Source organism: Pseudomonas sp. M5 (assembly GCF_016907075.1).
In the GTDB taxonomy this organism is placed as follows: Bacteria; Pseudomonadota; Gammaproteobacteria; order Pseudomonadales; family Pseudomonadaceae; genus Aquipseudomonas; species Aquipseudomonas putida_E.
This window is the reverse complement of sequence record NZ_JAFBBH010000001.1, coordinates 1,230,395-1,247,968: the sequence shown is the minus strand read 5'-3', so window position 1 is coordinate 1,247,968 and position 17,574 is coordinate 1,230,395. Positions and strand designations below refer to the sequence as shown.

Below are 17,574 nucleotides of genomic sequence, written 5' to 3'. Positions count from 1 at the left end.
TCAGTCTTCCTGTTTGGGTGTCATGGTTTCGAACGGCACATCGAACAACGTGCTGCCGAACTGGACCTTGGCCACCGAGTCTCGGCGCACGCTGATGGCCGTGAGATGCGAGATGGGCAGGTAGACGGCCTGTTCGTGCAGGGTGGTGAGGATGAAGCGGTACTGCTCGGCACGCTGCTGCTCATCCGTGCTGGACAGCACCTGGCCTATGCGCTTGTCCAGTTCGTCCTTGATTGCCAACCCACGCTGAGCCATGTAGTCGGCATGGCCGGCGTAGCGCATGGAACTGACGAACGAATGCGGGTCGTAGGGCGCACCCCAGGTGTCAGCGAAGATCATGCCGAAGTCGCCGTCGCGCTGGCGCCGCACCAGCGCCCCTTCCTCAACCGCACGCAGGTCGATGCGGATGCCGATTTTCGCCAGCTCGCCCTGCAGCACTTCGGCCAGGCTCTTCTGCAAGGCGCTGGTGCCGAGGAACACCAGCTCGATGGCCAATGGTTGGCCGCCTTTGCTGCGCACTGAAGCGCCTGGCGCCAGCGCCCACCCGGCAGCTTCGAGGCTGCGGGCGGCGAGCGCAGGGTCATACGGGTAGGGCTTGAGGCCGATATCGGCGTAGGGCATGTTGCTGGCGAACAGGGTGTCTGCGCGGGGCTCAAGGCCGTAGAGGATCTTGTCGATGATGGCTTGCTTGTCCACCGCCTCGTTGATCGCCTGGCGTACCGCCAGATCACGGGTAGCGCCACGGCCGGTGTTCATCGCCAGGGTGCGGGTGGCCAGCGGTGCCGACAGTGCGGTGGCAAAGCCCTGGTCACGCAGGCGTACGAACGTGCCGGCCGTGATTTCGCCGGCGGCGCCCTGGATCAGCTCGACTTCGCCGGCCTGCAGGGCCAGTGCGCGGCTGTTGGGGTCTGGGATGACCTTGACCATGACCTCGCCGTAGGCCGGCTTTGGCCCCCAGTAATGAGGGTTGCGCACGAAGCGGTCGTATTCGCCCAGGCGCGATTCGGCGCGCATCCACGGGCCGGTACCGGCGGGTTGGCCGGGTTTAGCCTGAGGCGAGGCAAAGCGTAAGGGACGAACCTGGGCCAGTTCCATCAGCGTCGGGTAGTAGGGGTGCTTGAGGACCAGGCGCAGGGTCAGGCGTTCAGGTGCTTCAACGTGGTCCAGGGTGGTCACCAGCTCCATCCAGCGGTGGCGCTGAGCGTTGGCCAGCACTGCATCGAGGTTGGCTTTGGCCGCAGGCGCGTCGAACGGTGTGCCATCACTGAAGCGCACGCCGTCACGAAGCGTGAACGTGTAGGTCTTGCCGTCATCGGAAACCTGCCAGGCCTCAGCCAGCCAAGGCTCCAGCGTACCCGCAGCGGTATAGCGCACCAGGGGTTCATAGACCATGGCCTGGGCGTACATCTGGTTCGGGGAGTAGCCACGCGGGTCGAGCGGCCCGGCATTCACAGGCCATGAGTACACCAGCCTTGGCCCTTGCTCGGCGGCGCTGCTGGCCGGTGCAACAGTGCACGCAGCTAGTAAAAGGATGCCCCATAGGGCGGGCTTTCGTTTACCTGGCTGCTGCTTCACACTGCGTTCCCCACTTTCACGGAGGCCGTAGGCTAAAGCGCGGTGGGTATGATGTCTACGTGAAATCATCTTACCGGAAGTTACAGAATGCAACGAATCACCATCACGCTGGATGAAGAGCTGCTCGACGTCATCGATCGGCGGGTGGCGAGCCAAGGCTACCAGGGCCGTTCGGAGGCCATTCGCGACCTGCTGCGTGCAGGCATGCGCGAGTCTGAAGCATTGCCGGACGATGCCGCCTGCGTGGCCGTGGTCAGCTACCTGTACGACCACAGCACCCGCGAACTGCCCAGGCGGCTCAACCAGACCCTGCATGCCCACCACGATCTGACCCGGTCCACCCTGCACGTGCACCTGGACGCCGGCCACTGCCTGGAGGTCTCGGTGCTGCAGGGCGAAAGCGGCCGCATTGGCGAGTTGTCTCGCCAATTGATGGTCGAGCGTGGGGTGGAGCATGGCCAGGTGCAGGTGATGCCGGCGCCGGGGCATGCGAAGGTGCGCTGAGGGTCCGGATCGTTGCCCCAGGGCCAATGACAGGCAGTCGGCGCCTCAGAGCAGGATGTAGTCGCTGTATTGACGCAGCCCGCCATGCGCACCTTCGATCAAGTGCACATAACGCCCGCCCACCAGGTCGACAGGCAGGCAATCGTCTACCTCAAGCACTGCATCGGTATGCGGCTTGAGCCAGCCTGCCTGCATGCGTTGCTTGCCCAGTTGCTTGGCCTGGGCCTTGTCCCTGGCCACTACCAGCAGGTAGCGGTGCGCCTCACCAAACACCTGCGGCTCGTAGCCGCCCAGGTTGATGAAGAACAGCCGCGGGTCATCCGCCCCTGGCGCCAGTTGGCTGAACGCGACACGGTAGCGATCGATACCGTCGACCTCCAGCCACGAGTCGATGTGCAGGCCTGCACGGCTGCCGAACCAGCCCTCGCGCAGTTGCGGGTACGCCTGCTGCAGTGAGTCCGCCTGTGCGAACAGCACGTCGTGTACCTCGATACTGGCCCGTGGGTGGCGGCCACCGAGCATGACTACGTACAGCATGAGCAATTCCTTCAGGTGGCGCAAGACGCCGTATTCTGCGGGTTATGGCGTCTGTCGACCACCGTCTCTTTAGGCGCCTTTACCTGGCGGCTCTGGCGCCGCATGCGACGCCAGGCCCATCAGTAACGCCACTGCACAGCGACTTCCAGGCTGCGCGGCTCACCCAGGTAGTACTGGGTGTTGCTCTGGTGGATGAAGCGGGCGTAAACCTCGTCGGTGAGGTTGCGCAACCGTGCGCTGAGCTGCACATGCTTGTCCAGGTCGTGGGTCATGGACAGCCCGTATAGGGTGTAGGACGGCACCCAGGCGGTGTTGGCGGTATTGGCGTACACCGAGGCCACGTAGCGGGCGTCGGCACCCACTTGCCAGCCCGGCGCCAGGTCGTAGGTCAGCCAGAGGTTGGCCACGCGGTCGGGGATGTTCACCGGGTTCTTGCCCTTGCGCGAATACACCACACCGCCAATGGTCTCGTTGAACTCGTCGTACTCGGCATTCACCCAACTGAAGTTACCGGCCGCCAGCAGCTTGGGCGTGACCTTGAACGACGCCGCCAGCTCGATACCGGTGGAGGTCTGCTGGCCTGCCTGCTCGGTGGTGTTGGGCACGGTCGAAGAGGGCACCGAGATGTTCTTGCGCACGATGCGATAGGCCGCTGCGGTGGCCGAGCCGCGGCCTTCGAGGAAGTCGAACTTGCTGCCCACCTCGACCTGGCGGCCGGTGCTCAGGTCGAAGTCACCGACCTGGCTGATCGACGCACTGGTCAGCGTGCCTCCTGGTGGTTCGGCCGAGGTGCTGTACTGGGTATAGAGGCTGACGTGCGGGGTCAGGTCGTAGACCAGGCCCAGGCGACCAGTGACCGCGTCCCAGCGCCGGTCGAGTTTCGAGCGTGCGACATGGTCGACAACGTCGAAGTCGATGTGGTCGTAGCGCAAGGCGGTGATCAGCGACAACTGGTCGGTCAGGCGCGTGCGGTTCTCGACGAAGCCCGAGGAGGTGTCGGTGGTCGTGCTGCGGCCTTTGCTGCGCGGTGCGTCCATGCCGGGGATGTCGAGGAAGTCACCGGGCTCGAAGCCGTTCGGGTTGACGGTGTCGAAGGCCCCTTTGGACAGCGGGTAGTTGGTTTGCTGGTTGTGGTTGTAGTCAACGCCAAATGCCCAGTCGCTGGCCAGGCCGAACAGTTGGCCTTGGTGGGTCAGCTCCAGGCGGTTGCCATTGACCTCCTGGTCGTGACGTTGGCGGTAGCCCCCGGAGCGGGCAATGGCGCTGTTGTCGGCGTTGTAGCGGTACACCTCGAGGTTGCGGTAATCGCGCTGGCCGTCGTAGTGGTAGAACGTATTGCGCAACTGGGTGGTGTCGTCGAAACGATAGTCGGTGATCGATCGCAGCCAGCGGGTGCGCTGCTCGTAGCGGCCGTCTTCGACGTTGTAGTTGTTGAAGCGGTTGCCTTTGTCAATGTGCAAGGTCCCTGTCAGCGGTTGCAACACTGGCGTACCCCAGTAGGGGCTGTCTTCCTTTTCTTCCAGGTATTCAAGTGCAAGGGTGTGCGACAACTGGTCGTTGATGTCACTGAGCAGCGAGAAGGCCAGGTTGCCGGCACCGTTCTCTTGGCGGTCGATATAGCCGTTGGTGTGGGTGCGGCTGTAGTCGAGCCGCGCATAGTGGCGTGTGCCGTCGCCACTGTTGAGCGCCTTGTTGAAGCCTACCGCGGTTTCCCAGGTGTCGTAGCGGCCATAGCTGACCCGGCCTTCGAAGGTGTCCTCATCGCGGCTGGCCAACTTGGTGATCACGTTGAGGCTGCCGCCCACGGCGCCACTGCCGTTGAGGAACGACGACGGGCCACCCAGCAGTTCGACGCGGTCATAGATCCAGGCGCCGACCGGGCGTGCCGCTGCGCCGTACTGCAGGTTGATGCCGTTGAACAGCTGGCTGACCTGGGCACCGTTGAAACCCCGGTACGCCACATAACCGCCCCAGCCGGGCGGCGCCGACGCATTCACCCCCGGCAGGGCGTTGGCGGCGTCCTGGAAGTTGCGCGCGCCGATACGCTCCATGGTCTTGCGGTCGGCCACACTGACCGAAGCGGGGTTTTCACGGGCGCTGAGGTTCAGGCGCGAGCCGCTTTCGATGGGGGTATCAAGGTTCAGGGCGGTGGCCGGTTTCGGTTGGTCGGCGCTGGCCGTCACGTTGCTGGCAGGCAGTGTCAGGGTTTGATCCTGCGCCCACGCGCAGGTTGCGCTGCCAACGAGCAGCGCCAAAGTGGTCATGCGGAACATGCAAGGCTTCCTGGCTGAAATAGATTAACGCCCGCCGCAGGCGATGCCGCGGCGTGGCGATGTCAGAGCACGGGAAGGGGGGCGGGTGAGGCGCGGGGGTTGACTAACGGCCAGCGGTGTTTGGGCAGGCGCGGCGGCGGTTGCCTGGGCAAGGGTGTGCGCGACTCGCCAGCGAGCAGGGCCAGCAGGCCGAAGAAGGCGGCAAGCAGGCTGGCGCAGAACAGGCTGGTGATCACACAGTCGGCGCCGGTGGGCGGCATCGGGTCGGTGATGTCCTGGTCACCCTTGAATGCACCGCTGCTGTCGGCGGCGCACCAAGCGGCGTCGTCCAGGCCGCTGAGGCGCAGCCCGGCCATCTGCCCATGCCCCATTGCGCAGAGCAACGAGCCGAACAGGATGCTGAAGTACAGCATCCAGGCAACCAGTGCTTTTTCGGGGCGGGCCAGGTTCAAAGGGTAGCTCGGGGACGGGTGAGGGGATGAGAACGCGATTCTAACGGTTCTGCAGTATCTGAAAAGAGGTGTGTGCACACAAAGGGCACTGGATGAACGCTGCATCGTTTCATCTGCTGAACGCGGCTCGGGCACGGAGGATAAATATATAAAAGCCCAAAACCTGTACAAGAAGCTATTCTTGTATAGGATTTAGCGAGCCTAAACGTTTGCAAATGCCCCCGCGCAGGTGATGCCTGCCTTATGGAGTACACGCCATGAATCTGCACAACCTGACGGAGCTGGCAGCAGCCGGTGACGTTAAAGAACTTGAGCTGCTGTCGCTGGAAGGCGGCTTTTACATCCTGCGGGCGCTGACTGACGCCGGGCCGCTCACGCTCAGCGATGCAAACGGCCAGGCGGTGCGCTTTCGCTCGACCACCGAGCTGCGACAACTGCTGGCCGATCTGCCGCCTGTGCCGTGCATGCTGGTGCAACAGGTGGTGCATGACGAGATGTGCGGGCAGCGCAACGGCCCTGTCGAGCCCCTGCGCGTGCCGGTGACGCTGGCCAGCCAGTGGTAGACCGTGCATTGCGCTTGGGCCTGGTGCTGGGGGATCAACTGTCGTTCGACCTGGCAAGCCTCGCCGCGCTGGACCCTGCACACGACGTGATCCTGATGGCGGAAGTGCAGGGCGAGGCGCGCTACGTGCCGCATCATCCGCAAAAGATCGTGCTCATTTTCAGCGCCATGCGCCATTTCGCCCAGGCGCTGCGTGAGCGCGGCTGGCGGGTGGAGTATGTGGAACTGAACGCAACCGGCAACAGCGGCAGCATTGCTGGTGAACTGCGACGGTGGCAGCAGGCGCTGGGTGCGACGCACATTCACCTGACCGAGTGTGGCGAATGGCGCCTGGAGCAGGCTTTGAATGACGCCGGCTTACCACTGGTATGGCATCGCGATACACGGTTTCTTTGCTCGCGCGATGCTTTCGCACGCTGGGCAAAAGACCGTCGCCAATTGCGTATGGAGCACTTTTACCGCGGCATGCGCAAGCGTTGCGGCCTTCTGCTGGAGCCCGATGGCAGCCCGGTGGGTGGCACCTGGAACCTGGATGGTGACAACCGCAAACCCTTGCCACGGGGGCTGCGCGGACCGTTCCCGGCGCGCTTTGCCCAGGACGAAATCACCACGGCGGTCGTGGCGCTGGTCGGCGAATGCTTCAGTGACCATTACGGGGCGGTAGAAGGGTTCGACTATCCCGTGACCCATGAACAGGCCCAGCAGCTCTGGGAACATTTTCTCGAGTTTTGCCTGGCCGCGTTCGGCGACTACCAGGACGCCATGGCCGAAGGCGAGCCGTTCCTGTTCCATGCGCGTATCAGTGCGGCCCTGAACATCGGGCTGCTGGATGTGCGGCGGTTGTGCGAAGACGTGGACAATGCCTGGCGTGAGGCGCGGATACCGCTCAACGCGGCTGAGGGTTTCATCCGCCAACTGATCGGCTGGCGCGAGTATGTGCGCGGCATCTATTGGCTACGCATGCCTGAGTATGCCGGGCTCAATTACCTGGGCAACGACCGTGCGTTGCCGGAATTCTACTGGACCGGGCATACCCGCATGCGCTGCATGGCGCAGGCCATCGGCCAGACCCTGCAGTTGGGCTATGCACACCACATTCAGCGGCTGATGGTCACGGGCAACTTCGCACTGCTCGCCGGCATTGAGCCCAGCGCGATATGCGAGTGGTACCTGGCCGTGTACATGGATGCCTTCGACTGGGTGGAACTGCCCAACACGCTCGGCATGGTGATGCACGCTGACGGCGGCTACCTGGGGTCCAAACCGTATTGCGCCAGTGGCCGTTACATCCAGCGCATGTCCGACCACTGCAAGGCCTGCAGCTACAAGGTCGAGCATGCGGTCGAGGAGGATGCCTGCCCGTTCAACGCGCTGTACTGGCACTTCATCATCCGCCATCGTGACCTATTGGCTGGCAACCCCCGCCTGGCGTTGGTCTATCGCAGCCTTGACGGCATGCCGGTTGCCAGGCGCGAGGGCGTTTGGGCGCGAGGCGAAGCCTTGTTGGCCCGGATCGATAATGGTCAGAGTGTATGAACAAACGACTGGCAACAACTGCGCCTGGCGCTGGTCAGTGCAGCCCGTCGGTGAACTGCCTGCCTTGGGTCATTCCACCCGATAAACCTTGATCGAAACGGCATTGCGCGCCGGTTTCAGGCTGGTGAGGCTGCCCACCAGGATCGCTTGGCTCAAGCCGGCATAGGGGCCTCGCGGCGCTTCAATGCTGACGTGGGAAAACGCGTAGCGCCTGTCGGGGTCAAGGTTGTGGACCATCACCTGATTACGCACTGTCAGCACGGCCCCGTCGCTTGTCTGCAACTCGTACAAGGCATCCAGTTGTTTGACGCCGTCTGTTCGCACCAGTTGCCGATCAGCGCCGCCGGGGAGGACTTTTCCCTCAAGCCCAGGCCCGTGAAATTCGCCGCCGAGGATCGGCACGATGAAGCGCTCACCCAGGGGGCCCTTGCCCAGTGCCTGGCTTGGCGCGATGTCGACAATTGCTTCATATACAGGCACCAGCCGCGGGGGCGCTTCGGTAGCCAGGGCAGCGGGGCTGGCCAGCAGGGCAGCAAGCGTCAACGGCGTGATCATGGAGGTGTTTAACATGGCGATCCTTGTTGTTGGGGAGGGTTGCACCAGCGTGATGATAGACCATGTAGTTAATCATGTTAACTATATGGTCTATCATCACGCTGTGCTGTCCCCACTACGCTTACAAAGGAATGCCTTGGTGATCACTTTCAATTCGCGGCCCGCCTCGCGGGCTGTGCTGGTGTTGAGCTGCAGTTTGCTCTACTTCCCGCTGGCCAGTGCCGACGATGCAGCCAGCTGTCTGGCCCTGACCAGCAGCGACCCTGCGGTCAAGTTCACCGGGCAGCGCTACCTGCCAGCGGGTGAACGCCCCCAGGCCAACCCGTCCCGTGCCGCCTTGACCGGTGCGGCATTAAGCAAGCTCGCCATGCCTGGGCATTGCCTGATAACCGGCGCCATTGGCGAGCGCACCGGCCATGCGGGCGTGAGTTATGCCACGCATTTCGAATTGCGCATGCCTTCACCTTGGAACGGGCGCTTCCTGTTTCAAGGGGGTGGGGGAATGGATGGTGTGGTCGGGCAGGCGCTGGGGGCGCTGCCATTTCGTGGCGCAACCGCGCAGCCGGCGCTCAACCGAGGCTATGCGGTGGTGTCGACCGACTCTGGGCATGCCGGGCGCAACAACAGCGATGCGCAGTTTGGCCTCGACCAGCAGGCACGGCTGGACTACGCCTATGCCGCTATAGGCACGGTGACGGCCCAGGCAAAACGCCTGATCGGCGACTACTACGGGCAGTCACCGAGCCATAGCGTGTTCATGGGCTGCTCTAACGGTGGGCGTTCTGCCCTGGTGGCTGCGCAGCGCTACCCGTTGGCGTTCGATGGGATCATTGCTGGCAACCCTGGCCTGCGCTTGAGCCGCGCGGCCGTTGCCCAGGCATGGGATACCCGCGCACTGAACGCCGTTGCGCCACGTACTGAAGACGGCCGCCCGATCTTGGCGCAAGCCTTGACCCAGGCAGACCAGACGCTGATTGCCAACCGTCTGCTGGCGCAATGCGATGCATTGGACGGTATCAAGGACGGTGCGATCGACGCCATGAGCCGCTGCCACTTCGACCCCGCTGTGCTGCAGTGCCACACGGGCCAACTCGACGGGTGTCTCAGTGCTGTGAAGGTCAACGCCCTGCGTAGTGTGTTCGAAGGCGCGCACGACAGCCACGGCAACGCGCTGTACAGCGACTGGCCCTGGGATGCCGGCATTGCTTCGGACGGCTGGAGGGCCTGGAAGCTGGGCAGCTCCAGCTCGGGGGAGCCCGACGCGCGCAATGCCACACTAACGCCCGGCTCGCTGGGGTACTACTTCATGACCCCGGCAGACCCAAATCTCAAGCTTGAAGCGGTGAATTTTGATGAGGTCGCCCAGGCGACGGCGCAGACTGCTGCGATCAATGATGCGGTATCGACCCAGATGTCGAGCTTCATCGATAACGGTGGCAAGCTGATCGTCGTCCAGGGCAACAGCGACCCGGTGTTTTCGGCCAACGACATGCGCCGTTATTGGCAGCAGCTCACAACCGATAACGGCGGGGTGGGCCAACTGGACCGCTGGGCAAGGCTGTTTATCGTCCCGGGCATGACCCACTGCGGTGACGGCCCGGGGCTGGATGATTTCGACCCTTTGACCGCACTGGAGCGCTGGCAGGCGCAAGGCCAGGCTCCTGCACGCCTGTTAGCGCAGGGTGTGGCGTTCCCTGGGCGCACGCGTGCGCTGTGCCCGTACCCGCAAGAAGCGCATTACCGCGGACAGGGCGATCCAGACGAGGCAGAGTCTTTCGTTTGCCGATAGGCTTTGCGCCGCCGCCGCCTGCAAGGCCAGGCAGCGGCGCCGCGTCAGAGCAACATGATCGGGTAGCTGAGTTGCAACCTGACCTCGTCGAAACTGCTCTGAAAAGTCGAGCGTAAGGTCGACAAACCCAGCGCTACGCTCAGGTCGCGCCACTGGCCTGATTGCACGACGTAGCGTACCGACACGTCACGTTCCCATTCATGGCCGCCGTCGGCATTGCTGCGCTGCACATGGTCACCGTAGATGTAGCGCGCCATGACGCTCATGCCGGGCAAACCCATTGCCGCGAATTCGTAGTCATAACGCACTTGCCAGGAGCGTTCGCGCGCATAGGCGAAGATGTTGTTGGCGTGGTTGGTCATCAGCGTGCCGCTGTCCTGCAAGGCGACGAAATCATCGTCGCCGAATTGTCTCTGGTACCCCAGCAGCACTGCGTGCCCCGCCTGACTCCAGCGTAGGCCCAGGTAGAATGCGCGGTTGTCCAGTGCGCCCGCTTTTGCCGCGCCTTGTTCAGCGCTTGCATAAAGCCCGCTGTCCAGGCGCAGCATGGCAGTGCCCCAGGGCTGCTGATAGGCGAAGCGGTACATGTCCTGTCTGTAGATGTCCTTGAGTTCGGCGTGCCAATAGCCCAGTTGCAGGTGCGCGTCGATAGACTGCCACTCGGCGCCAGCATAGTCGAAATGCTTTGCGGTGACGCTGCTGCCATGCATGTGCAGTTTTTCCTGGTCGGTGGAGTCCCGACCGCTGAACGATTCTATCCTGCCTGCCTGAAACTTGACGGCACTGACGGGCGCAACCGTCAGGGTGGTACCGAACTGGGTCTGCGGCAGTAACCGGCCATCATTGCTGCGCAAGATGGGCAGGTTGAGTATCTGCTCGCCGTACTTCAGTTCGCCTTTCCAGGCACGCAGTTTGACCACACCACCCAACCTGCCGAAGTCATCTGCAGGGCCGCCGTCATTGTCGGGAATCAGGCCGGTGCCTGCGCGGCCTTTGCCACTGTCAAGCTTGACGCCGAACTGGCCGAGCAGGTCGAACCCAACCCCGACGGGCCCTTGGGTGTACCCGGTGCCCCCTTGCAGAATGAAGCCTTGAGCCCACTCGGCGCGCTTGGCAACCTGCGCGTCACTGCCCTTGTAGTCGCGGGCAAAGTACACGTTACGCGTATTGAGGATGAATCTGGTGTCATCTGCGAAGCCTTCGGCGAAGGCCGCGGAGTTTGTGCAGGTGCTGAGTAACAGGCACGCAGCAGGCAGGCCCAGAAGAAGGGACGGGTGGCGCATAAGTGGCTCCAGTTATTGTTCTTGGTAGAGCGCCGTTTCATACGGCTGAACTGGAGTATGCGTATTTGGTTAATAGTGTTAATGATTAATAATAATAACTGTTCGGTCAGCGACCACTTTTTGCATTCCATTAGCAGGAGCGCGCCAACCAGCGCGCAACATCGTGCTGGCAAGTGCACAGCGGGTAAGCTAAATAGCCTGCTCACGGCGATAGGCATAGGTTTCGGCGAAGCGCGACAGCATGTAGGCACTGCACGAAACCGGCGGGTATTTGGGCGGGTTGTCGGGGCTGGAGCAGTTGGGCAGGCAACTGATCATCGTGTCCGGGTGCGGTTCGGCAAAGAACGGCATCGAGTAGCGGTGCGCGCCCTGCGGGCTGACCACCCGGTGGGGCGTTGAGGTGTACCTGTCGTTGCTCCACCGCGCCATCATGTCGCCGATGTTGACCACATAGGTGCCCTCGATCGGTGGCGCATCGATCCACTGGCCATCCACGCTCTGCACCTGCAGGCCGCCGGTGCTGTCCTGGTACAACAAGGTCACGCATCCGTAGTCGGTGTGCGCGCCGGCGCCTTGCTGGTCGGTGCTGCTGGCGGCCTGGCGCGGCGGGTAGTGGATCATGCGAAACACACTGATGGGGTTGGCAAAGCGCTGGTCGAAGAAGTCGTGCTCGATACCCAACGCCTGCGCCATCGCCCGCAGCAGAGTCAGGGACAAGGCGTGCATGTCCTGGTAATGCGTTTGCAGCAGCGCCTCCCACCCGGCAATCGCGGGGTGCCGGTTGGGACCGCGCAGTGGCTTTTTCGCGAGCACGTCGGGATGATCCGGGGCCATGTGAAAGCCCATGTCGAAGGTTTCCTTCAGGTCGCTTGGCCGGCTCGGGTCCAGCTGCTCGGTGGCGATGGCGCCGTAGCCGCGATGGTGCTCGCTCTGGGTGATGTCGATGCGCAGCTTTTCTTCGGCCGGGCAGGCGAAGAACTGTTCGGCGGCCGCCTTCAGTGCGCCAATGCGTGTGGCCGGGATGGGGTGCCCCTTGATGTAGTAGAAGCCCCACTGCCGGCAGGCGGCGTCGATCTGCCGGGCTACGGCCTGGCGTGCGGCGGGGTCGTGCTGGTAGAGCGGGCTGATATCGATGATCGGCAGGGTGTTCATGAATGGCTCCGTGAAATGGCGGTGCAAGCGGGAGCGGCTGGCGCTCCCACCCGGCGTTTATTTGGGCAGTTGCGCCGTAATGCCTTTGACGTAGTAGTTCATGCCTGCCAGTTCGGCATTGCTGGCCACGGCACCTGCGGGGATCTTGACTGCGCCAGCCTGGTCCAGGATCGGGCCGGTGAAGGGGTGGAAAGAGGCGTCCTTGATACTGGCGATGATCTGTTCGGCGCCGCTTTTGACCTCGGCCGGCACCAGGTCGCTGATGGGCAGTTGTACGGTGCCATCGGCAAGCCCGCCCCAGTAGTCCTGGGGTTTCCAGGTGCCGTCCATGACCGCCTGAGTGCTCTTGATGTAGTGCGGCCCCCAATTGTTGACGATGGAGGTCAGCACCGCCTTGGGCCCGAAGTGGGCCATGTCCGAGGCGTAGCCGACGGCGTAGATGCCGCGGCGTTCGGCGGTCTGGATCGGTGCAGGGCTGTCGGTGTGCTGGAACAGCACGTCAACGCCCTGGTCGATCAGGGCGTTGGCGGCATCGGCCTCTTTGCCCGGGTCGAACCAGGAGTTGACCCACACCACCTTGATTTCGGTGCCGGGGTTGTATTTGTCCAGCGCCAGCTGGATGGCATTGATATCGCGCAGCACTTCCGGAATCGGGAAGGAGGCGACATAGCCGATCTTCTTGGTCTTGGTCATCTTCGCGGCCAGGTAGCCGCCAACGTAACGGCCTTCGTAGGATGTGGCCAGGTAAGTACCAAGGTTCTTGTCCTGCTTGTAGCCGGTGGCATGTTCGAAGGTGACCTTCGGGAACTGCTTGGCGACTTTGGCGGTGGGGTTCATGTAGCCGAACGATGTGGCGAACACCAGGTCGTAGCCGCCCTTGGCCATGTTGCGGATGACCCGCTCGGCATCGGCGCCTTCCGGCACGTTCTCGACGAAGCTGCTGTCGACCTTGTCACCGAACTGCTTGATCAGGGCCTGGCGGCCCTGCTCATGCTGATAGGTCCAGCCATGGTCGCCGATCGGGCCGATATAGACGAAACCGACCTTCAGCGGGTCGGCGGCGGCGGCGGACAGGGCGGTGCTCAGGCCAATGGCGGCAGCCAGGGCGCGCAGCAGGTATTTGCTTTTGTTGTGAGGCTTCAAGGTGTGGCTCCTGTAGGTCTTCATGTTGGCTGTGTAGGGCGCGTTGGTAATGCAAGAAAACAGAACAGAGGGGCATGAATTGCGGTGCACGGTGCGGGCCAGGCGTGAGGCCTCAGCGCCCGGTCTTCCACGGCTGACCCAGTGAAACCGGTGCATACAGGCGGGTTTTGATGGCATCGCGCGACAGCACCACCAGCACCAGGATCGTGGCCACATACGGCAGCATGGCCAGCAGGTTGGCAGGGAAGCTCACGCCGATACCCTGGGCCACCAGGTGCAGGATGCTCGCCAGGCCAAACAGGTAGGCGCCGAGCAGCACACGCAGTACTCGCCAACTGGCGAACACCACCAGCGCCAGGGCGATCCAGCCGCGACCTGCGGTCATGTTTTCTGCCCACATCGGTGTGTAGGCCAGCGACAGGTAACCCCCGGCCAGTCCGGCCATGGCGCCGCCGAACAGCACCGCCAAGGTGCGCACGCGTAGCACGGGCAGGCCCATGGCGCTGGCGGCGTCGGGGTTTTCACCGACGGCCTGGAGGATCAGGCCGGTGCGGCTTTTGAGCAGCGTCCAGGCAATCAGCACGAACAGGCCGAAGGACAGGTAAACCAGCACATCCTGGTTGAACAGCATATGGCCGATGACCGGAATGTCCGCCAGCAGTGGTATGGCCACCGGCTCGAAGCCGCTCAAGGGCTTGCCGACCCAGGCGGTGCCGACGAATGACGACAGGCCGACACCGAATATGGTCAGCGCCAGCCCGGTCGCCACCTGGTTGGCCTGGCAACCGAGTGCTACCAGGGCGAACAGTGAAGCCAGCAGCATACCGGCCAGGCACGCCATCAGGACGCCCAGCCAGAGGTTGCCGGTGGCGTAGGCGGCGATGAAACCCACCACCGCACCGAACAGCATCATGCCTTCCTGGCCGAGGTTGAGTACGCCGCTCTTTTCGCACACCAGTTCGCCCAGGGCGACCAGCAGCAGTGGGGTACCGCAGCGCACCATGGCGTAAAGAATGTTGCCAAGCAGATCAAGATCCATAGTCGAAGCCTCAGCCTGCACGCGTTGAGCGGCAGGTAAACGAAAGGGTCATGGGAATTCAGGCACTGGCGGTTTTTGCCAACGGCGCTCGGCGGTGCCCTTTCAGCTTCAGGCGCAGCCGGTAGAGGATCAGCACGTCGCAGGCCAGCAGGTAGAACAGCATCATTCCCTGGAACAGCCCGGTCAGCGATTGCGGCAGGTTCAGGCTCATCTGCGCGTTCTCGCCGCCGAGGTAGAGCAGGGCCATCAACAACCCGGCGACCAGAATGCCAAACGGGTTGAGGCGCCCGAGAAACGCTACGGTGATCGCCGCGTAGCCATAACCTGGGGAAACCTGCGGCACCAATTGGCCGATCGGCCCACTGACTTCGCTGACCCCGGCCAGGCCTGCCAGGCCGCCGCTGATCAGCAGCGCCAGCCAGACCAGGCGCTTTTCACGGAAGCCGACGAAACCGGCAGCGCGCCGGTCCAGGCCGAGCACTTTGATCTGAAAACCGAGGAAGCTCTTGTGCAGCAGCACCCACACCGCCACCAGGGCCATCAGCACGAAGTACAGCCCGACATGCAGTCGGCCATCCTCGAACAGCGCCGGCAGGCGGCTGGCATCGCCGAACATCGCCGATTGCGGGAAGCTGAACCCTTCGGGGTCCTTGAGTGGCCCGTGGACGAAGAACAGCAGCAGGTTCAAGGCGATGTAATTGAGCATGATGGTGGTCAGGATTTCGTTGGCATTGAAGTGCGTGCGCAGCCAGGCCGCGAGCGCCCCCCACAGCGCACCGGCCAGCGTGCCGGCGAGTAACACCCAAAGCAGTGCCCAGCGGCTTTCCCAATCGATGAGGTGGATCGCCACGGCACTGCCGGCCAGGGCGCCCATCAGCAACTGGCCTTCTGCGCCGATGTTCCAGATCCGCGCCTGGTAGGCCACGGCCAGGCCGAAGGCGCAGAGCAGGATTGGCAGGGCTTTGAGCAGCAGCTCAGAGAGGCCGTAGAGGTCGCTGATGGGTTCGATCAGCAAGGTGTGAAATGTCTGCAAGGGGGCATGCCCCTGGGCGCTGAACAGGATCGCCCCGCTGAGCAGGGTCAGCAGGGCGGCGAGCAGGGGTGACAGCACGAGCATGGCACGGGACTGCTGGGTGCGGGGTTCGAGGGATAGCAACATGAAGGGCTCTCGTCAGGCGGCGTCTTGCGGGGCATCGAACTGGCCGGCCATCCAGCCGCCGACCTCCACGGTATGGGTCTGTGCGGTGGCCTTGAGCGGCGACAGGCGGCCACTGCACAGCGCGCCGATGCGGTCGCTGATCTGGAACAGCTCTTCCAGGTCTTCGGAGATCACCAGGATTGCCGCACCGGCGTCGCGCAGGGCAATCAGCGCACGGTGAATCGCCGCGGCGGCGCCGACATCCACGCCCCACGTCGGGTGGGCAGCGACCAGCAGCTTGGGGGCCTGGAGGATTTCGCGGCCGAGGATGAACTTCTGCAGGTTGCCCCCGGACAGGCTGCGTGCCGTGGCGCGGGCATCCGGGGCCTTGACCGCGAAGCGCTGGATGATCTGCTCGGCCAGCGCCTGCACCTTGCCCGAGCGGATCAGGCCGCGGTTGACCAGGCCGTGCTGGAAAGCAGTGAGCAGGGCGTTGTCGGCCAGGCTCATGTCCGGCACTGCGCCGTGCCCAAGGCGCTCGGCCGGTACGAATGCCACCCCCAGGGCGCGGCGGGCGTCGGGGTACAGGTGGGCCATTGGCCGGTTGTCGAGGGTGATGCGTTCGCGGTCGCTGGCGGGCAGGCGTGTTTCCCCACTGAGCAGGGCCAGCAGTTCGTCCTGGCCATTGCCGGCGACCCCCGCGATGCCGACGATCTCGCCGCTGCGCACTTCCAGGCGCAGGTGTTCGAAGGACGTGCCGAACGGGTCCTTGTTGCGCCAGGACAGGTCGTCCACCCGCAGACGTGGCAAGCCGCCGGCGCTTTTCGGGTAACTTGCCTCCAGCCCTTCGGCATCGCCGACCATCATCCGCGCCAGCTGCAGATCGCTGCATTGCGCCGGGCTGCAAGCGCCGGAGACGCGGCCGCCGCGCAACACCGTGGCACCGTGGCACAGGGCACGCACTTCGTTGAGCTTGTGGCTGATGAACAGGATGCTGCAGCCCTCTGCGGCGAGTGCGCGCAAGGTGACGAACAGTTCGTCGACCTCTTGCGGGGTAAGCACCGAGGTCGGCTCATCGAGGATCAGCAGCTTGATCGGCTGCATCAGGCAGCGCACGATTTCCACCCGCTGGCGTTCACCGATCGACAGGCTGTGCACCAGGCGCTCCGGCTCCAGGCCCATGCCGTAGCGTTGGGACACTTCGCGGATGCGTGGTGCCAGCTGCTTTGGCGTTCCGGCATCGCGGCCAAGGGCCAGGGCAATGTTTTGCGCGACGCTCAGGGTTTCGAACAGGGAAAAGTGCTGGAACACCATGCCGATGCCCAGCGCGCGGGCACGGGCGGGGTCGCGCACGTGCACGGGCTGGCCTTCCCACAACACCTGGCCGGCATCCGGCGCGGTGACGCCGTAGATGATCTTCATCAGGGTGCTCTTGCCTGCGCCGTTCTCGCCGAGCAGGGCGTGGATTTCACCGGCAGCGATGCGCAGGTCGATGCGGTCGTTGGCCAAGGTGCCCGGGTATCGCTTGGTAATGGCACGCAGCTCAAGGCGCAGTTGCGAGGGGGATCTGGACATGGGACTGCTCGGGGTCAGGGTGATGAGCAGTTGCACAGCAAAAACATGGCCAATTGGTCAGATTATTGTTCAAGGGCTTGTGTTAGAGGGGCTGCAGGCCGAGAGCGGGGCACGCTTGGTGAACGTTGCGGCAGCGGCGTGTGTGGTTTTGGGGCGCCAAGGTGCCAAGTTGGGGCGCTGTGTTCAGCGTGGTCGCCATGTTCGGCCGGCTACGACACGGGCGTCACTGCTGGAGCGCAGTGCGGCCCTTCGCGGGCAAGCCCACAGGTACCGTGCTGGTCCCTTAGGCGTGGTTGGTTTCACGTTTTCAGCATGCGCACTACGGCAGTCATTGTTTGAACTCCCGAAATTCTGGATGCCTGGGCTGGCCCTATCGCCGGCAAGCCCGGCTCCCACAGGTTTCACCGGGCGCCTAAGGGTCGTCTACAACCTCAGGGGCGGTGCTGTGCGAGGAAGCTAGC

Annotated in this window: 15 protein-coding genes; 4 read left to right on the top strand and 11 right to left on the bottom strand. The window is 63.5% G+C overall.

Features of this window, described 5'->3' with window-relative positions:
- Nucleotides 1-1,575, bottom strand: a complete 1,575-nt coding sequence (gene nikA, locus JOE27_RS05725) for a nickel ABC transporter substrate-binding protein (protein ID WP_115274550.1) — start codon at nt 1,573-1,575, stop codon at nt 1-3.
- An 87-nt stretch (nt 1,576-1,662) separates the two neighbouring features.
- Between nikA and nikR the strand changes: the two genes are divergently transcribed.
- Nucleotides 1,663-2,079, top strand: a complete 417-nt coding sequence (gene nikR, locus JOE27_RS05720) for a nickel-responsive transcriptional regulator NikR (protein ID WP_115274551.1) — start codon at nt 1,663-1,665, stop codon at nt 2,077-2,079.
- Nucleotides 2,080-2,124: 45 nt separating this feature from the next.
- Here nikR and JOE27_RS05715 read toward each other — a convergent pair whose 3' ends face one another.
- The 3 genes from JOE27_RS05715 to JOE27_RS05705 form a co-directional block, all read right to left on the bottom strand.
- Complete coding sequence (locus JOE27_RS05715; RefSeq protein ID WP_115274552.1) at nt 2,125-2,616, bottom strand: DUF1543 domain-containing protein; 492 nt, start codon at nt 2,614-2,616, stop codon at nt 2,125-2,127.
- A 119-nt stretch (nt 2,617-2,735) separates the two neighbouring features.
- Nucleotides 2,736-4,889 (bottom strand): TonB-dependent receptor, encoded by a 2,154-nt coding sequence (locus JOE27_RS05710; RefSeq protein ID WP_204918192.1) that lies wholly within the window; start codon nt 4,887-4,889, stop codon nt 2,736-2,738.
- 62 nt (nt 4,890-4,951) lie between these two features.
- Entirely contained in the window at nt 4,952-5,302 is a 351-nt protein-coding gene (locus tag JOE27_RS05705) for a DUF2946 family protein (protein ID WP_144415465.1), read from the bottom strand.
- A gap of 296 nt (nt 5,303-5,598) precedes the next feature.
- On the opposite strand from JOE27_RS05705, the gene JOE27_RS05700 reads away from it, so the two are divergent.
- Together JOE27_RS05700 and JOE27_RS05695 are read left to right on the top strand one after the other, a co-directional pair.
- A complete protein-coding gene (locus JOE27_RS05700; protein WP_046785849.1) occupies nt 5,599-5,904 on the top strand; it encodes a DUF6482 family protein in 306 nt (101 codons plus the stop codon).
- An 8-nt stretch (nt 5,905-5,912) separates the two neighbouring features.
- Nucleotides 5,913-7,439: a cryptochrome/photolyase family protein gene (locus JOE27_RS05695; protein WP_204920621.1), complete on the top strand. Its 1,527-nt coding sequence runs from the start codon at nt 5,913-5,915 to the stop codon at nt 7,437-7,439.
- Between the two features lie 69 nt (nt 7,440-7,508).
- Here JOE27_RS05695 and JOE27_RS05690 read toward each other — a convergent pair whose 3' ends face one another.
- Nucleotides 7,509-8,009 carry a DUF3237 domain-containing protein gene (locus JOE27_RS05690; protein ID WP_204918190.1) on the bottom strand — a complete coding sequence of 167 codons (501 nt, stop codon included), beginning with the start codon at nt 8,007-8,009 and terminating at the stop codon, nt 7,509-7,511.
- A 124-nt stretch (nt 8,010-8,133) separates the two neighbouring features.
- Here JOE27_RS05690 and JOE27_RS05685 point away from each other — a divergent pair, with 124 nt between their 5' ends.
- Complete coding sequence (locus JOE27_RS05685; RefSeq protein ID WP_348632614.1) at nt 8,134-9,783, top strand: tannase/feruloyl esterase family alpha/beta hydrolase; 1,650 nt, start codon at nt 8,134-8,136, stop codon at nt 9,781-9,783.
- Nucleotides 9,784-9,827: 44 nt separating this feature from the next.
- Here JOE27_RS05685 and JOE27_RS05680 read toward each other — a convergent pair whose 3' ends face one another.
- From JOE27_RS05680 to JOE27_RS05655, 6 genes are all read right to left on the bottom strand, one after another.
- Entirely contained in the window at nt 9,828-11,066 is a 1,239-nt protein-coding gene (locus JOE27_RS05680) for an OprD family outer membrane porin (protein ID WP_204918186.1), read from the bottom strand.
- 189 nt (nt 11,067-11,255) lie between these two features.
- Nucleotides 11,256-12,218 carry a 2-oxoglutarate and iron-dependent oxygenase domain-containing protein gene (locus tag JOE27_RS05675; RefSeq protein WP_204918184.1) on the bottom strand — a complete coding sequence of 321 codons (963 nt, stop codon included), beginning with the start codon at nt 12,216-12,218 and terminating at the stop codon, nt 11,256-11,258.
- Between the two features lie 57 nt (nt 12,219-12,275).
- Nucleotides 12,276-13,385: a BMP family ABC transporter substrate-binding protein gene (locus JOE27_RS05670; RefSeq protein ID WP_204918182.1), complete on the bottom strand. Its 1,110-nt coding sequence runs from the start codon at nt 13,383-13,385 to the stop codon at nt 12,276-12,278.
- Between the two features lie 88 nt (nt 13,386-13,473).
- Nucleotides 13,474-14,400 (bottom strand): ABC transporter permease, encoded by a 927-nt coding sequence (locus JOE27_RS05665; RefSeq protein ID WP_012314841.1) that lies wholly within the window; start codon nt 14,398-14,400, stop codon nt 13,474-13,476.
- Between the two features lie 58 nt (nt 14,401-14,458).
- Nucleotides 14,459-15,559 carry an ABC transporter permease gene (locus tag JOE27_RS05660; protein ID WP_012314840.1) on the bottom strand — a complete coding sequence of 367 codons (1,101 nt, stop codon included), beginning with the start codon at nt 15,557-15,559 and terminating at the stop codon, nt 14,459-14,461.
- Between the two features lie 12 nt (nt 15,560-15,571).
- Entirely contained in the window at nt 15,572-17,113 is a 1,542-nt protein-coding gene (locus JOE27_RS05655; protein WP_204918181.1) for an ABC transporter ATP-binding protein, read from the bottom strand.
- Nucleotides 17,114-17,574: the final 461 nt, after the last annotated feature.

Excerpts from the sequence above, each read along its gene's own strand:
- nikR (WP_115274551.1), top strand. The coding sequence starts at position 1,663 with ATGCAACGAATCACCATCACGCTGGATGAAGAGCTGCTCGACGTCATC.
- JOE27_RS05715 (WP_115274552.1), bottom strand. The coding sequence starts at position 2,616 with ATGCTGTACGTAGTCATGCTCGGTGGCCGCCACCCACGGGCCAGTATC.
- JOE27_RS05710 (WP_204918192.1), bottom strand. The coding sequence starts at position 4,889 with ATGTTCCGCATGACCACTTTGGCGCTGCTCGTTGGCAGCGCAACCTGC.
- JOE27_RS05705 (WP_144415465.1), bottom strand. The coding sequence starts at position 5,302 with ATGCTGTACTTCAGCATCCTGTTCGGCTCGTTGCTCTGCGCAATGGGG.
- JOE27_RS05700 (WP_046785849.1), top strand. The coding sequence starts at position 5,599 with ATGAATCTGCACAACCTGACGGAGCTGGCAGCAGCCGGTGACGTTAAA.
- JOE27_RS05690 (WP_204918190.1), bottom strand. The coding sequence starts at position 8,009 with ATGTTAAACACCTCCATGATCACGCCGTTGACGCTTGCTGCCCTGCTG.
- JOE27_RS05680 (WP_204918186.1), bottom strand. The coding sequence starts at position 11,066 with ATGCGCCACCCGTCCCTTCTTCTGGGCCTGCCTGCTGCGTGCCTGTTA.
- JOE27_RS05675 (WP_204918184.1), bottom strand. The coding sequence starts at position 12,218 with ATGAACACCCTGCCGATCATCGATATCAGCCCGCTCTACCAGCACGAC.
- JOE27_RS05670 (WP_204918182.1), bottom strand. The coding sequence starts at position 13,385 with ATGAAGACCTACAGGAGCCACACCTTGAAGCCTCACAACAAAAGCAAA.
- JOE27_RS05665 (WP_012314841.1), bottom strand. The coding sequence starts at position 14,400 with ATGGATCTTGATCTGCTTGGCAACATTCTTTACGCCATGGTGCGCTGC.
- JOE27_RS05660 (WP_012314840.1), bottom strand. The coding sequence starts at position 15,559 with ATGTTGCTATCCCTCGAACCCCGCACCCAGCAGTCCCGTGCCATGCTC.
- JOE27_RS05655 (WP_204918181.1), bottom strand. The coding sequence starts at position 17,113 with ATGTCCAGATCCCCCTCGCAACTGCGCCTTGAGCTGCGTGCCATTACC.